Genomic DNA, 14,773 nt, shown 5'->3' with positions numbered 1-14,773 from the left:
GAGCGGGTTCGGGCCTAGCGCGCACCCCCACGCGTCGTCACCCGCAGGATGACCTTTCCGACGGTACGGCGGGCGGCCAGGTCCGCCAGTGCCTGACCGGCCTGCGCGAGCTCGTACTCGCCACCCGTCAGCGGGCGCAGCCGGCCGGCGGCGGTGAGCTCGATCAGCTCGGCCAGCGGCGCGGCGGCGGTGCTGCCCGGCCGGCGCAGGTGGGCGCCGAGCCAGTAGCCGCCCACCGAGATGTTGCGCCCGCTGAGGGAGCCGGGGTCGATCGGCTTGGGCGCCTCCCCCCCCGAGCTCCCGTACGTGATCAGACGTCCGAACGGGGCCAGCGCCAGGGGGGCCGCGTCGAACACCGGCCCGCCCACGGCGTCCAGCACCACGTCCACCGGGGCGCCGCCGTTGGCCTCGATCACCCGCTCGGCGTAGCCGTCCGCGGCGCCGTCGATCGCGGCGTCAGCGCCGAACCCCAGCACCAGCTCGCGCTTCTTCTCGGTGGACGCCGTGCCGATCACCCGCCCGGCGCCGAACTCCCTGGCCAGCTGCACCGTCAGATGGCCCACCCCGCCGGCCGCGGAGTTGACCACGACGCTCTCGCCGGGTGTGATCCGCGCCGCCGTACGCAGGAGATGCCACGCGGTCAGTCCCTGCACCAGCAGCGCCAGCGCGGCGCCCGGGGGCAGCTCCTCGGGGATCTCCACCGGCGCCCCGACCAGTGCTTGCGTCGCGAAGGCGCGTTCGGTGAAGGCGAGCACCCGGCGGCCGTCCGCGGCGCGGCCGACGACCTCGCTGCCCGGCACGAACGGCAGCTCGGGCGGCAGGTAGGACCCGTCGAGCCGCTTGACGTCGGCGAAGTTGAGCCCGGCGGCCTCGACGTCCACCAGGATCTCGCCCGGACCCGGCACCGGGTCGGGCACCTCGGCCAGGGTCAGCACCTCGGGGCCGCCAAGTCGTTCGGCACGCATCACTTTCATGCGCCCGACGCTAGGGGAGGCGCGTAAGGCCCGCCAGCGGGTGGTGTTTCTGGATCGCGCGGAATGTATGAAGGTCTTTCATACGTTGTGCCCGCCGTGAACGATCTGACCGCGGCCGAACTACGCGTGCTCGTCGCCGTGGACGGCGCGGGCAGCGTGTCGGCGGCGGGGGCGCGGCTCGGGCTGACCCAGTCGGCCGTCTCGCACGCCCTGCGCGCCGCCGAGCGGAAGATGGGCGCCGTGCTGTTCCACCGGGGGCGCGGCGGAGCCCAGGCCACCGCGGCGGGGGAGGCGGCGGTCGGCCACGCGCGGCAGATCCTGCGGCTCATGGACGTCATGAAGACCGACACACGAGCCGCCGCCCGCGGCGAGGCCGGCGGCACCATCCGGCTGGCCGCCTTCCGCAGCGCCGCCTTCCACCTGCTGCCGAGGGTGCTGGTGCGGTTCGGGCAGCGTCATCCCCGGGTCACCGTGGACGTGCGCATCGTGCCCGACCTGGGCTGGGGCATCGCCGGTGAGGTGGCCGACGGGCGCGCCGACGTGGGCGTCGTCTCGCTGCCGGTGTACGTGGAGGGCCTGGTCAGCGAGGAGCTGTACGCCGAGCCGTACGTGCTGGCCCATCCGGCGGGACACCCGGATCCGCGCTCGCTGCCCATGATCGACTGGCACGAGAACTGCTCGGGGGAGACCCGGCGCTGGCTGGCCGGGCAGGAGTGGATCCCGCCCGGTGACATCACGGTCGAGGACGACGGGGTGGTCATGTCGATGGTCGGCCATGGGCTCGGCGCGGCGATCGTGCCGCGGCTGTCGGCCGTGGGAGCGCCGCCCAAGGTGGCCACGACCGAGCTCGGCGACGGCGCCCCGCTGCGCCGCGTGGGCTACGTGACCACCAGGGAGCTGGCCGGGTCGGCGCTGATCCGCGACCTGCTCGGCGAACTGCGCACCCTCCGGACGCCCGCGCCCGCCTGACCGCCGCCGCAATGCCCCGCGAGCGCGTGATCACCGCATCGCCGCCGCGGGGCCCTTGCCGCGTAGGCCTGCCACAGGCGCGGCCCCTGTGTAATTCTGTAAGCATGACCGAGCCCCGCATCGTCATCGAGCACCGCGAGCACGTGTGGTACCTGCTCGTCCAGGCCTCGCAGCTCGAGCACATGATCATGTGCCAGTACCTCTTCGCCGAGTTCAGCCTCAAGACCGAGGGCCTCACCGGCGAGCAGCAGGCCGCGGTCGATCGCTGGCGCCAGGAGCTCCACGGCATCGCCGTACAGGAGATGCTCCATCTCGCCCTGGTGGCCAACCTCATGTCGGCCATCGGCGCCGCGCCCACCTTCGGCAGGCCGAACTTCCCGCAGTCCTGCGGCGCGTTCCCGCCCACGATCCAGATGCGGCTGCTGCCCTTCGGCGAGGCCGCCCTGGCCCACTTCCTCTACCTCGAACGGCCCGAGGGCATGCAGCGGCACGACGCCGCCGAATTCATCTCCTGCGATCCGCCGCCCGAGCCCATCGCGGCCGGCGAGATCTTCCCCCGCGCGCAGGAGTTCGCCACGGTCGGCCACCTCTACCGCGGCATCAAGGACGGCCTGACCGCGCTGGTCGCCAAGTACGGCGAGGAGCAGGTCTTCTGCGGCTCGCCCCGGGCCCAGGCCACGCCGGAGCTGTTCCGCTGGCCCGAGATGGTCGCGGTGACCGACCTCGCGTCGGCGTGCGCCGCCATCGAGGAGATCATCGAGCAGGGCGAAGGAGCACAGGGCTCCTGGCAGGACGCCCATTACGGCCGCTTCCTGAAGATCTGGGAGGAGTACCACGCGCTGCGGGCCGCCGACCCGGCCTTCGAACCCGCGCATCCCGCGCTCGGCGCCTTCACCCGCCAGCCCTTCGACGTGCGGGAGCCGCAGCCGCTGATCGGCGACCCGCGAACCCTGGCGCTGGCCGAGCTGTGCAACCTCGCCTACGAGGCGATCCTGTGGCTGCTCACCCGCTTCTTCACGCACACCGACGAGAGCGAGGAAGAGCTCGACGTGCTGATCGGCGCGGCGATCACGACGATGGCCGCCGTGCTGCGGCCGCTCGGCACCGAGCTGAGCCGGCGGCCCGCCGGCCCCGCCCATCCGGGACGCACGGCCGGGCCGGCCTTCGAGATGTACTACCTCATGGACAACGTGGTCCCCTGGCGCGAGGCCGCCTGGACGGTGCTGATCGAACGCCTGCGCCAGATCGCCGAGCGCTGCGCGTCCCACGCCGCCGCCGACCCGGTGATCGCGGTGGCCGCGGAGCAGGTCACGGCGGTGGCCGACTCGCTCGACGCCGCCCGCGCCAAGGCGGCCTCCCGGATCACGACCCCCGGCGGGCCGACATGACCCGCAGCGCGCAGGCCGTCCCGACCGCGAGGAGGGCGGCGACGGCGGCGACGACCCGCACGAGACCCTCGGCGGAGGAGGGGGCCGCGAAGTAGACCGTGCCGAGCCCGGCGACGGCCGTCACCCCGGTCAGCGTCGGGCCGGTGCTGTTGAGTGCCGAGATCGCCGAGGCGAGCCGCGGCTCCACCGCATGCGTGATCCGCGCGATGAGCGGGCTGTAGCCGGCGGCGTGCCCGGCCCCCGCCAGCAGCAGCAGCGGCACGGTGCCGGACGGATGCCACTGGTCGCGATGGAGCAGCACCAGCAGGCCCGCCCCGGCCGCGAACGCGATCGGCCCGGCCACCGGCAGCGCGTTCCGCAGCCACCGGGGGTAGCGGTCCCAGGTCAGGCTGAGCGTGCCGAACCCGACGGCGTACGGGACGAACGCGAGCCCCGCCTGGAGCGGCGAGAAGCGCAGCGCGGACTGCAGGTGCAGGGTCAGGGTCAGCAGGAAGACGGTGTAGCAGCCCATGACGATCCAGCAGGCCACCAGCCCCGGCTTCACGCCGCGCGGCCGCAGCGCCGCCAGGTCCAGCAGCGGGTGCCGGGCCCGGGTCTCGTAGCGGACGAACGCCACCAGCAGGGCGGCTCCGCAGGCGAGCGAGCCCCATGCCCAGGCGGGCCAGCCGTGGTCCCGGCCGAAGACGAGCGGCATGGTGAACGCGGCCATGGCGACGGTCAGGAGAGCGGTCCCGGCCGCGTCGAGGCGTACCCGCTCGTCCGGGCGGGAGCTCAGCAGGACGCGCGGGCCGACCGCCAGCAGCACCGCGCCGATCGGTACGTTGATGAGGAACACCGGACGCCAGGAGAGGCCGAACAGGTCGGCACTCGCGACCAGCCCGCCGATGACCTGCCCCAGCGCGACTCCCAGGGCGAGCACCAGGCTGTAGAGGCCGATCGCCCGGCGGCGGGCCGGCCCGTCCCAGTGCCGCTGGACGAGCGAGAAGACCTGCGGCATCAGCAGCGCCGCCCCCGCGGCCTGGGCGACGCGGGTCACCACCAGCAGGGGCGCGTTCGGGGCCAGCCCGCACAGCAGCGACGCCACGGTGAACCAGCCCAGCCCGACGAGGAACGCGCGCCGGTGCCCGACGATGTCGCCGATCCGCGCGCAGGTGACCAGGAGCACGCCGGTGGTCAGCAGGTAGCCCGACACGACCAGCTGGATCGCGGTGCTGCCGGCGTGCAGCCCGTCGCGGATGGTCTGCGCCGCCACCGACACGATCGATCCGTCCATGGACGCCATGGCCTGGCCGGTGAGCAGCACGGCCAGCATCGGGCCGCGGCGGGCGACGGTCACGGGAGGAGAAGCGAGGGCGATCATGCGGCCGAGTATCGGCCGGGCTCGCCCCGTCGGTCTTGAAGATATTTGCGCCCCGGACGCCGGCGCGGCCCGATCAGCCGCGAGCCTCCGGGATCCAGACGCGCATGGCCGACGGTCCGCGGCGAGCCCACGAGCGATAGGGGATCAGGGGCACGGCGCGGTCCTCGCCGGGCCGGTGGTGGCGGGCGGTGGCCACGACGGATCCGTGCTCCGCGCTGACGGTGTCCGGCAGCAGCGTCGCGTCCTCCAGCGCCCACGACGGCGGCCCGGTCTCAGGCCGGCGCGGGGCCGACCGACTGGCCCGGCACCAGCGTGCAGGGGATGAGGATGGTCGGAGGGGCGTCCTGCACCCCTTCGAGCTGGTCGATCAGCGCGTTCACGCCGAGGCGGCCGAGCTGGGTGGCCGGCGCGGTCATGACGGTCAGGGACGGCTCGATCATCTCGCCGAGCTCGGCGGTGGTGGCCGCGGAGATGATCGACAGGTCGTCCGGCACGCTACGGCCGAGCGCGCGCGATTCCTTGACCAGCCCCGCCGAGGCGCCCTCGTTCACCACGACGACGCCCGTCACCTCCGGGAAGTCCTCGCTGAGCCGGCGCGCCGCCTTCCGCCCCCCGGCCGAGGTGCCCTCCACGGTGATGACGGTGCTCGGCTCGCCGGCCGCCTCCATCGCGTCGAGGTAGGCGGACTTCACCCGCATGATCCAGCCGGGCTCGTTCCCGGTCGAGGCCCTCATGCGCAGGGTGACGAGCGCGATGCGCCGGTGGCCGAAGGAGCGCAGATGCTCGACGGCCTGGTTGATCGTCGTGGTGAAATCGATGTCGACGAACGGCAGGTCCTCGTCCTCGGTCCGGCCGATCAGCGCGAAGGGGAGCCCGGACGCGATCAGCCGGTCGAGCCGGGGGTCGCGGAGCTGGACCTCCATGAGCAGGGCGCCGTCGACGAGACCGCCGGCGAGCAGGTGGGACATCTGCTCGTCGTCGTTGACGGGCCACAGCACGAGGTCGTAGCCGCGCTCGCGAGCGCCGTGGGCGGCGCTCATGAGGAACTGGTTGGCCGTGGCGATCGGCCGGGCCTCGAGGTAGGGGTGCAACAGCGCGAGGATGCGCGTGCGCGAGCTGGCCAGCGCGCGGGCCACGACGTTGCGCCGGTAGTCCAGCTCCCGGATGGCCGCCTCGATGCGGGCCCGGGTCTCCGGAGCGACCCGCTTGGTGCCGTTGATGACGAAGGAGACCGTGGCGATCGAGACGTTGGCTCGCTCGGCGACATCGCGCATCGTGACCATGGATTGCTGCCTCCCGCCTCATGAGGGCGCGCGCGAAGAGCAGGATAACTCTATCGCGGGTCCTCGGTAAATCGCTTAACTAGTTATTGACATCACCGGGCGATAGGCGCAACATACTTTACAAGCAGGCGCGGTTAAGCGCTTTACTGACTGTTGTCCATGTCTTTGAGAGCGATGCATCCCGATCCCCTGGCTCTCTCCGTGACTCATCCGCCAGGGGGCTCGACGAACCAATCCCACCAAGGAGTAGCTCACAAGCCGGTGGCTTGCTCTCACGGTCCCGTCTGGCTGAAGGGAGGCCGGTAGCGTGTGGCTGGTTGACAGCAGCCCAGCCCGCGACGCCGCGTTGGGCGATGTTGCGGGCCGCGATGCGGTCGGCGTGCCCAGCGAGGCCGCATCGGGTGCAGGCGAAGCGGCCCCGTGCCGGCCGATTCGCCCTGCTGGTCCATCCGCATTCCGGGCAGGCCTGGCTGGTGTAGGTGGCCGCCTGGTTGCATACCCGCACCGCGGTGGCGAGGGCGTTGGCCTGGGCGGGCGTGGGGGCGAGCCGCAGTTGCACGACCGAGGGCCGGCCGTGCCGTTCGGCGGCCGAGCGGCGGATCGCCATCGCGCACCCCGGAAGTCCGGCCCATCACGCTCGGCATCTACGACTACATCAACGCCAACAGCGAGGATTGGGCGGCCGTGCCGGCCACCTCGGTGCTCGCCTCCGTCCCGGCGGGCCTGCTGCTGATCTTCGCCCAGCGCTACATCGCGTCCGGCGCCGTCAGCGGCGCGATCAAATGAGAAAGGAACATGCGTGAAGACTCACGTCACGGTATGGGGTGAGAACCGCCACGAGCAGCTCGAACCCCGGGTCGCCGAGATCTACCCGGACGGCATGCACAACGCCATCCGACGGGGGATCGAGGGCTGGCTGGGTGACAAGGCGACCGTCGCCACGGCCACGCTGGACGATCCCGAGCACGGCCTGACCGAGGAGGTGCTCGCCAACACCGACGTGCTCATCTGGTGGGGCCACGCCGCCCACGCCGAGGTGGCCGACGAGGTGGTGGAGCGGGTGCACCGGCACGTCCTGTCGGGCATGGGGCTGGTGGTGCTGCACTCCGGCCACTGGTCGAAGATCTTCACCAAGCTCATGGGCACCACGTGCACGCTGCGCTGGCGCAGCGAGAACGACCGCGAGCTGGTCTGGACGGTGAACCCGACCCACCCCATCGCCCGCGGCATCCCGCACCCCATCGAGATCCCCGCCCAGGAGATGTACGGCGAGCAGTTCGACATCCCCACGCCCGACGAGCTGATCTTCATCAGCTCCTTCAGCGGCGGCGAGGTCTTCCGCAGCGGCTGCACCTTCCGGCGCGGCAACGGCAAGATCTTCTACTTCAGCCCCGGCGACCAGGACTATCCGGTCTACCACCACCCGGACGTGCTGCACGTCATCGCCAACGGCGCCGAGTGGGCGGCCGGCGACCGGTCGCGGCGCGAGCTGCCGATCCTGCTCCGCTACGAGACGGGCGACTTCTTCAACGGGCACGGCTACCGCGGCGCCCTCCACAACAAGGAGCACGCCGAGTGAGCAGCTCCGGCGCGCGCCCGCTCCGCGTCGTGCAGGTCGGGGCGGGCGCGATGGGCGTCGCCTGGATGCGGACCCTGACCGCGTCCGGCGACGTCGAGCTGGTCGGGGTGGCCGACCTCGACACGGACCGGGCGGCCCAGGCCGTACGGTCCGTCGGCGTGGACGCCGAGGTCGGCGCCTCGCTCGGCGAGCTCCTGGTGACCGAGCCGGATGCCGTCGTGAACGTCACGATTCCTGAGGCCCACACCGCGGTGAACGTCGAGGCGCTGTTCGCCGGGCTGCCGGTGCTGTGCGAGAAGCCGGCCGCGCCGAACCTGGCCGAGGCGCTCGTCCAGGCCGCCGCCGCCGAGGCATCCGGGCGGTTGTTGATGATCAGCCAGTCGCGCCGGTACTTCGCCGCCCTGGAGGCGTACCGGAGCCGGATCGCCGAGCTCGGCCCGATCGGGCTGCTCACCACCGGGTTCTTCCGCGCCCCGCGCTTCGGCGGCTTCCGCGACGAGATGGAGCAGCCGCTGCTGGTCGACATGGCCATCCACGCCTTCGACGCCGCCCGCCACCTGCTCGGCGCGGAGCCGGTCTCGGTCGGCTGCGAGAGCTGGAACCCGCCCTGGAGCTGGTACCGGGGCGACGCGGCGGCGACGGCGACCTTCCTGTTCGAGGAGGGCACCCGCTACGTGTTCACCGGCAGCTGGTGCGCGGAGGGGGCGGAGACGTCCTGGAACGGGGAGTGGCTGGCAAGCGGCGCCAAGGGCAGCGCCACCTGGGACGGCGAGGACCGCGTCACGTCCAGCGCCGGCGGCGCCGCGGACGTGCCGCGGGGCGCCCACGAGCAGATCGAGGGGGCGCTCGCGGAGTTCGTGGCGGCGCTGCGCACGGGGGTGGAGCCGCCCGGGGCCATCGCGGGCAACGTCCGCAGCCTCGCGATGGTCGAGGCGGCGGTCCGCTCCGCGGAGTCCGGTCAGCGCGTCGAGATCGACGCGCTGCTGGAGCGGGCCTACCGCGAAGCGCTGTCCCACCCCGTACGCGAGGAGATCCGTACGCGGCTCGAGTCCTGGGGAACGGCGACGGCGGCGCTGCCGAGACAGCGGGCCGTCACGAGCTGACGAGCTCCTCCAGCGCGGCGGCAGCGGCGGCGAGGCCCGCGCGGATCTGCTCCGCGCGCGGCATCAGGTCGGGCTGCCGGCCGAGGAGCGCGACGGAGGCGCAGATCCGGCCGCCGCCGTCGCGGACGGGGACGGCGTACTCGGTGATGCCGTGCTCGAACTCGCCGTGGGCGGTGACCATGCCGTCCGGCCGGTCGCGGTCGTTGGCCGCGACCAGCTCCTCGGCCGAGTGGGCGGCGTTCGGTCCGCCCACCCCGATCAGCTCGTAGTCGGCGAGCAGGGCCGCGATCTCGTCGCGCGTGTGGTCGAGGAGCAGGGCGCGCCCGGCGCCGGTGCACCAGCAGGGGGTGACCAGGCTGGTCCGGGCGGGCCACTGCTCGGGCGCCGACTCCGCGCGCAGCAGCCGGACGAGCACGCCGTCGCGCACGGACAGGCGGGCGCTCGCGCCGTGCTCGATCGCCAGCCGGCGCAGGATCGGGCGGCTGCCGCCGAGCAGCCCGTGGTCGAGGGCCCGGGCCAGGGCGAAGAACTCGGCCGCGACGCGCAGCGTGGCATCCTCGCGGCGTTCGAGCAGGCCCCGGTCGCACAGCTCCTGGGTGATCCGGGAGGCCTTGCTGGGGTCGATGCCGACCTCGTGGGCGAGCCGGGCGACGTTGAACCCGGCCCGGCCGGAGGTCTCCCGCTCCAGGACCGTGTTGACGATGCGCAGGGCCGTGCGCAGCGAGGAGGCCGAGGCGTTCTGCGGCGGGTTCGCTGTCACATCCGCACTATAGCGAGGTGATCGCGGGCCGGCCGCAGGACAACCGCCCGCGCGGCGGTGCGGATCGGCAGCACCGCCGGTCGTTTCGGCATGGTCGCGGTGACGCCCGCGCGGGCGAGGCTGGGCGCGGTCACAACGCGAAGGAGAAGCCGATGACCCGATACGACCTCGCCCTGATCGGATTCGGTGGCGTCAACCGGGCGCTCGCCCAATTGATCGTCGAACGCGGCGACGAGCTGGCCACGGAGCTGGGATTCGCCCTGCGGGTGGTCGCCATCAGCGATCTGCGGGCCGGCTCGCTGGTGCGCGGCGACGGCATCGACCTCGCCCCGCTGCTCGCCGCGAAACCCGGCGAGCCGGGCTTCGCCGGGCTGCCGGGCGGCAGCGCCGATCCGCGTACCGAGCAGGTGATCAGCGGCGTGCCGTGCGACATCGTCGCCGAGGCCACGTTCACCAACCCCGCCGACGGCGAGCCGGCGCTCTCCCACGTGCGCTGGGCGCTGGAGGCCGGCAAGCACGTGTGCACCACCAACAAGGGCCCGGTGGCGCTGCACGGGCGCGCCCTGCGGCGGCTCGCCGCCGAGCACGGCGTCGGCTTCGAGTGCGAGGGCTCGGTGCTCAGCGGGACCCCGGTCCTGCGCACGGCGCGGCGGCTGCTCGCGGGCCTGCGGATCAGCGGCGTCGAGGGCATCATGAACGGCACCTCGAACTACATCCTGGGCCGGCTGGAAGACGGCGTGGACTTCCCCGAGGCCGTCAAGGAAGCCCAGGCCCTGGGCTACGCCGAGGCCGACCCCACCGCCGACGTCGAGGGCTTCGACGTCCAGCTCAAGGTCGTGATCCTCGCGAACGAGGTCCTGGGCGCCGGCCTGCGCCGCGACGACGTCTCCGTGCGGGGCATCGCCCGGCTCACCCCGGCGGACATGCGCGATGCCGCCGCGCGGGGCCTGCGGTGGAAGCTGGTGGGCTCGGCCGCCCTGCGCGAGGACGGCACCGTCGACGCGCGGGTGGCGCCGGTCGCGCTGCCGGTGGAACACCCGCTGGCCTGCGTCAGCGGCCCGGCGAACGCGGTGTCCTTCCACACCGACCTGCTCGGCGCCGTCACCGTCTCCGGGCCGGGCGCAGGGCGCGTCGAGACCGCCTACGCGCTGCTGTCCGACATCATCGCCATCCACCAGCGCCAGGCCGTCCCCGCCCGAGCGGTCCTCGAGGAGTCCCTCCATGGCTGACAGCGTCCTCACCGCTCCCCGCGCCGGCGCCGGCTTCATCGCCGTGCGCAACCCGTACACGGCGGAGATCATCGGGTCGGTCTGCAACACTCCCGCGGAGGCCGTCGGCGAGGTCATGGCCCGCGCCCGGCGCGGGCGGAGCACCGCCCAGGCCATGTCGCGGGCCGCCCGCGCCGCCGTGCTGGACGGCGCGGCCCGCCTGGTCGCCGAGCGGAGCGAGTCCTTCGCCCGGCTGATCGTGGCCGAGGCGGGCAAGACCGTCAGGCAGGCCAGGAAGGAGACCGCCCGCGCGGTGAACACCCTGGCGCTTTCGGCAGCCGAGGCCCGCCGCAACGCCGGGGAGGTGCTGCCCTTCGACTCCTTCGAGGGGTCCGAGGGCCGCCAGGGCTGGTTCACTCGCGAGCCCCTGGGCGTCATCGCCGCGATCACCCCGTACAACGATCCCCTCAACCTCGTCGCGCACAAGCTCGGCCCCGCCGTCGCCGGGGGGAACGCGGTCGTGCTCAAACCGTCCGAGCTGACCCCGCTGTCCGCGCTGCGGCTGGCCGACACCCTCGTGGAGGCGGGCCTGCCCGAGGAGGTGGTCACCGTCGTCAACGGCGACGCCGCCCTCGGCGCCGCGATCGTCGCCTCCCCTGAGGTGCGCATGGTCTCCTTCACCGGCGGTTTCGCCACCGGAGAGGCCATCGCGCGCTCGGCCGGGCTGAAGAAGCTCGCCATGGACCTCGGCGGCAACGCGCCCGTCCTGGTCCTGGCCGACGCCGACCTGCCGCGCGCGGTGGACGCCTGCGTCTCCGGCGCGTTCTGGGCCGCGGGCCAGAACTGCGTCGGCACCCAGCGCATCCTGGTCGCCCGCGAGGTGTACGCGGAGTTCCGCGCCGCGTTCATCGCCAGGACCGAACGGCTGGTCACGGGCGACCCCGGCGACGAGCGCACGGACGTCGGCCCCATGATCACTCCGGCGGCGGCACTGGCCGCCAGGGGCAAGGCCGAGGAGGCCGTCGCGCGGGGCGCGGTGCTGCTGTGCGGAAATGAGCTCGACGGCGGCCTCTACTGTCCGACGGTGCTGGAGAACGTCCCGGCCGGCAGCGCGCTCTGGCGGCAGGAGGCGTTCGCGCCGCTCGTGGTGCTGCAGCCGTTCGACTCCTTCGAGGAGGCGCTGGCGCGCGCCAACGAGATCGACTACAGCCTCCACGCCGGCGTCTTCACCGCCAGCCTCGACCACGCCATGACGGCGGCCCGGCTCCTGGAAGCGGGCGGGGTCATGGTCAACGACTCCTCCGACTACCGGCTCGACGCCATGCCGTTCGGCGGCTTCAAGTACGGCAGCATGGGCCGCGAGGGCGTGCGCTTCGCGTTCGAGGAGATGACACAACCGAAGGTCGTGTGCATCAGCGGCGGTTGACCACCTGCGACAGGGTGAGCGCCGTCACGGTGTCGCGTACGCCGGGCATCTGGGCGATCTGTTCCCAGATGCCCTTGACGCGTTCCAGCGTGGCGGCTTCGACGCGCACCATGAGGTCGAACTCCCCGCTGAGGACGTCGCAGATGACGACCTCCGGGATGCGCTTGAGCGCGGCCAGCACGTCGCCGCCGCGCATCCGGTCCTGCCGGTAGACCAGGACGAGGGCCGAGGCGACGTCCTCGTCGCCGTCGTCCCCGCGTACGAGCGTGTATCCGCGGATATGTCCCCGGCGCTCCAGCCGGTCGATCCGCTGCCGCACGGCGTTGCGTGACAGCAGGACCCGCTGCCCGAGCTCCGCGTGGGAGAGGCGGGCGTTGCGGGTGAGCTCGGCGATGATCTTCTCGTCGATCGCGTCGAGGGGGCCTGGCCGGTCCATCGCGGCATCCGTTTCCCACGTCACGACAGCCCCGGCGGACACGGGTCCGCCGGGGCCGTCACGCGCGCTGTCAGTCGGTCGGGCACAGGGCGAACACGCGGGCCGGGAACCCGGATCCGCCCTGGGGCTTGGGCCAGGTCGCCACGATCAGCGCGCCCGTCTCGGGCACCTGGTCGAGGTTGGCCATCAGCTCGATCTGCCACCGGTCCCGCGCCAGCACGTACAGCTCCAGGCCGAAGTCGCCCACGGACGTGGCCGACCCCGGGTCGGTGTCGGTCTGCTCATGGCCGATCGCGGTGACGCCGGCCTGCTCGAACAGGTACCGCAGCACCTCGGCCGACCAGCCGGGGGTGTGGCTGACCCCCGCCGCGTCCTTGTTGGCCATCGCGTCCCGGTCCGGCCAGCGCCGGCCCCAACCGGTACGCAGCGCCACGAACGCCCCCGCGGGGATCTTCCCGTTGCGCCGCTCCCACGCGGCGACGTCCTCCGTCGTCGGGGTGGCGTCCGGGTCGGCCTCCACCCGCGCGGTGATGTCGAGCACCACCAGCGGCAGCATCATCTCCTCCACCGGGATCTCGTCGACCGTCCGCGCCCCGGCCACGAAGTGCACGGGCGGGTCGACGTGCGTGCCCCACTGCCCGACGAGCGTGTACAGGTGGACGTTGAAGCCGTCCCCGCGATCCATGTCGAAGACCTTCTCGCGGCGCTCGTCCGGGAACGCGGCGAAGTGCGGCTGCCCCGGGTGGAAGGCATGGGTGAGGTCCACGCAGGTCGCCTTCGCGGTGAGCTCGCGATAGGCCGACCACAGAGGGGGTTCCATGAGCTCAGCTCTCCTTCGTCTGGATGGGGGCCGGACGCGTACGGCGGCCGTGTCGCAGGTGGTAATACAAGTAGCAGATCGCCACGAATGGGACGCCGAAGTACAGGGCGGCGACCTGGGCCGGGTCCAGGGCCACGCCGACCAGGGAGACCGCGCACAACCCGAACGCCAGGACCGGCACGACGGGATAGAAGGGCGTGCGGTAGGCGAGGGTCCGCACGTCGCCGCCGGCCTTGAGGAACTTGCGCCGGTGGAAGAACTGCGAGGCCGCGATGGACATCCACACCCCCACCACGGCGAAGCCCGCGATCGACACCAGCGCGAGATAGACGGTCTGGGCCGCGATCACGCTGGTGAGCAGGGAGGCGATGCCGCCCAGCATGCTGACCGCGAGCGCGGCCATGGGGATCCCGCGCTTGTTCAGGCGGCGCAGCGCCCGAGGGGCCTGGCCCTCCTCGGCGAGCGAGAACAGCATGCGGGCGCAGGAGTACAGCCCGCTGTTCCCGGCCGACAGCAGCGCGGTGATGATCACGAAGTTCATGACGTCGGGTGCGTAGGGGATGCCGATGGCGGAGAAGACGGTGACGAAGGGGCTCTGGTCGAGCCCGACCTGGTCGTACGGGATCATCGCGGCGATCACGGTGATCGAGCCGACGAAGAAGACCAGCAGCCGGAAGACCGTCACCCGCAGCGCCTTGGGGATCGCGGTCGCCGGGTCGTCCGTCTCCCCGGCGGCGACCCCGATGAGCTCGCAGCCGGAGAAGGCGTAGAAGGCGGCGAGGATGGTGACCAGGATGCCGGAGGCGGCGTGCGGGAACAGGCCCTGCGGCGTGTCGAAGTTCTGCAGCAGGGACGGGAACGCCTGGGATTCGTCCGCGAGCGGGTGGAACCCGGCCAGGGCGGCTCCGCCGAGCACGATGAGCGCGACCACCGCGATGATCTTGATGAGGGAGAACCAGTACTCGGTCTCGCCGAAGACGCGGGCGGAGACGGCGTTGACGGTGAAGACGACCGCGGCGAAGACGGCGCACCACACCCAGACGCTGACCGAGGGGAACCAGCGCTGCATCAGCAGCCCGCAGGCGGTGAACTCCGAGCCCAGGGCGACCGCCCACGTCAGCCAGTACAGCCAGGCGGTGGTGAAACCGGTCGCCGGGTTGATCGCGCGGGAGGCGTAGACGTGGAAGGCGCCCGAGACGGGGTGGGCGACGGCGAGCTCGCCCAGGCAGGTCATGACGAGGTAGACGACGAAGGCGCCGACCAGGTAGGCGAGCACCGCGCCGAGCGGGCCGGCCTGCGAGACGGTGTAGCCGGAGCTGAGGAACAGGCCGGAGCCGATGACGCCGCCCATCGCGATCATCACGAGGTGGCGGGTGGTCATCGAACGGCGCAGCGAGCCCTGGGCTCCGTGCTCGGCCGTGGGCTCCGAGGTGGGTGGTGATATGGCCATGACAGTCCTCAAGGTCC

At 72.7% G+C, this 14,773-nt stretch carries 15 protein-coding genes; 6 read left to right on the top strand and 9 right to left on the bottom strand.

The window, feature by feature from the left end; all coding sequences use genetic code 11:
* Window positions 1-14: 14 nt before the first annotated feature.
* Window positions 15-974 carry a zinc-binding alcohol dehydrogenase family protein gene (locus ACFKCF_RS10325; RefSeq protein ID WP_394492751.1) on the bottom strand — a complete coding sequence of 320 codons (960 nt, stop codon included), beginning with the start codon at window positions 972-974 and terminating at the stop codon, window positions 15-17.
* Window positions 975-1,070: 96 nt separating this feature from the next.
* On the opposite strand from ACFKCF_RS10325, the gene ACFKCF_RS10320 reads away from it, so the two are divergent.
* Together ACFKCF_RS10320 and ACFKCF_RS10315 are read left to right on the top strand one after the other, a co-directional pair.
* Window positions 1,071-1,943, top strand: coding sequence for a LysR family transcriptional regulator (locus ACFKCF_RS10320; RefSeq protein WP_394492750.1), 873 nt, complete (start codon window positions 1,071-1,073; stop codon window positions 1,941-1,943).
* Window positions 1,944-2,047: 104 nt separating this feature from the next.
* Complete coding sequence (locus ACFKCF_RS10315) at window positions 2,048-3,331, top strand: ferritin-like protein (protein WP_394492749.1); 1,284 nt, start codon at window positions 2,048-2,050, stop codon at window positions 3,329-3,331.
* On the opposite strand, the gene ACFKCF_RS10310 is transcribed toward ACFKCF_RS10315, so the two are convergent.
* The 4 genes from ACFKCF_RS10310 to ACFKCF_RS10295 all read right to left on the bottom strand — a co-directional run bounded on the left by ACFKCF_RS10310 (window position 3,306) and on the right by ACFKCF_RS10295 (window position 6,581).
* On the bottom strand, window positions 3,306-4,691 hold the full coding sequence (locus tag ACFKCF_RS10310) for an MFS transporter (protein ID WP_394492748.1): 1,386 nt from the start codon (window positions 4,689-4,691) through the stop codon (window positions 3,306-3,308). The two genes, ACFKCF_RS10315 and ACFKCF_RS10310, sit on opposite strands and share 26 nt — an antisense overlap.
* A gap of 73 nt (window positions 4,692-4,764) precedes the next feature.
* Window positions 4,765-4,887 carry a hypothetical protein gene (locus tag ACFKCF_RS10305; RefSeq protein WP_394492747.1) on the bottom strand — a complete coding sequence of 41 codons (123 nt, stop codon included), beginning with the start codon at window positions 4,885-4,887 and terminating at the stop codon, window positions 4,765-4,767.
* A gap of 76 nt (window positions 4,888-4,963) precedes the next feature.
* The gene (locus ACFKCF_RS10300) at window positions 4,964-5,974 is read right to left on the bottom strand and encodes a LacI family DNA-binding transcriptional regulator (RefSeq protein WP_394492746.1); all 1,011 of its coding nucleotides are present in this window, start codon (window positions 5,972-5,974) and stop codon (window positions 4,964-4,966) included.
* A 118-nt stretch (window positions 5,975-6,092) separates the two neighbouring features.
* Window positions 6,093-6,581: a zinc ribbon domain-containing protein gene (locus tag ACFKCF_RS10295; RefSeq protein ID WP_394492745.1), complete on the bottom strand. Its 489-nt coding sequence runs from the start codon at window positions 6,579-6,581 to the stop codon at window positions 6,093-6,095.
* 192 nt (window positions 6,582-6,773) lie between these two features.
* Between ACFKCF_RS10295 and ACFKCF_RS10290 the strand changes: the two genes are divergently transcribed.
* The gene (locus ACFKCF_RS10290) at window positions 6,774-7,553 is read left to right on the top strand and encodes a ThuA domain-containing protein (protein WP_394492744.1); all 780 of its coding nucleotides are present in this window, start codon (window positions 6,774-6,776) and stop codon (window positions 7,551-7,553) included.
* Window positions 7,550-8,656 carry a Gfo/Idh/MocA family protein gene (locus ACFKCF_RS10285; RefSeq protein WP_394492743.1) on the top strand — a complete coding sequence of 369 codons (1,107 nt, stop codon included), beginning with the start codon at window positions 7,550-7,552 and terminating at the stop codon, window positions 8,654-8,656. Before ACFKCF_RS10290 ends, ACFKCF_RS10285 begins: the two co-directional genes overlap by 4 nt.
* Here ACFKCF_RS10285 and ACFKCF_RS10280 read toward each other — a convergent pair.
* Entirely contained in the window at window positions 8,646-9,416 is a 771-nt protein-coding gene (locus ACFKCF_RS10280; protein WP_394492742.1) for an IclR family transcriptional regulator C-terminal domain-containing protein, read from the bottom strand. The genes ACFKCF_RS10285 and ACFKCF_RS10280 overlap by 11 nt on opposite strands.
* 152 nt (window positions 9,417-9,568) lie before the next feature.
* Between ACFKCF_RS10280 and ACFKCF_RS10275 the strand changes: the two genes are divergently transcribed.
* Window positions 9,569-10,645, top strand: a complete 1,077-nt coding sequence (locus ACFKCF_RS10275) for a homoserine dehydrogenase (RefSeq protein ID WP_394492741.1) — start codon at window positions 9,569-9,571, stop codon at window positions 10,643-10,645.
* Window positions 10,638-12,050, top strand: a complete 1,413-nt coding sequence (locus ACFKCF_RS10270; RefSeq protein WP_394492740.1) for an aldehyde dehydrogenase family protein — start codon at window positions 10,638-10,640, stop codon at window positions 12,048-12,050. Before ACFKCF_RS10275 ends, ACFKCF_RS10270 begins: the two co-directional genes overlap by 8 nt.
* On the opposite strand, the gene ACFKCF_RS10265 is transcribed toward ACFKCF_RS10270, so the two are convergent.
* From ACFKCF_RS10265 to ACFKCF_RS10255, 3 genes are all read right to left on the bottom strand, one after another.
* On the bottom strand, window positions 12,037-12,486 hold the full coding sequence (locus tag ACFKCF_RS10265; protein WP_394492739.1) for an Lrp/AsnC family transcriptional regulator: 450 nt from the start codon (window positions 12,484-12,486) through the stop codon (window positions 12,037-12,039). The two genes, ACFKCF_RS10270 and ACFKCF_RS10265, sit on opposite strands and share 14 nt — an antisense overlap.
* 70 nt (window positions 12,487-12,556) lie before the next feature.
* Window positions 12,557-13,306, bottom strand: a complete 750-nt coding sequence (locus tag ACFKCF_RS10260) for a cyclase family protein (protein ID WP_394492738.1) — start codon at window positions 13,304-13,306, stop codon at window positions 12,557-12,559.
* Between the two features lie 4 nt (window positions 13,307-13,310).
* Complete coding sequence (locus tag ACFKCF_RS10255; protein ID WP_394492737.1) at window positions 13,311-14,756, bottom strand: amino acid permease; 1,446 nt, start codon at window positions 14,754-14,756, stop codon at window positions 13,311-13,313.
* Window positions 14,757-14,773: the final 17 nt, after the last annotated feature.

The organism is Nonomuraea sp. JJY05 (genome assembly GCF_043496855.1).
Taxonomy (GTDB): Bacteria; Actinomycetota; Actinomycetes; order Streptosporangiales; family Streptosporangiaceae; genus Nonomuraea.
The sequence above is the reverse complement of the archived record's forward strand: the minus strand, read 5'-3'. Positions and strand labels throughout refer to the sequence as shown.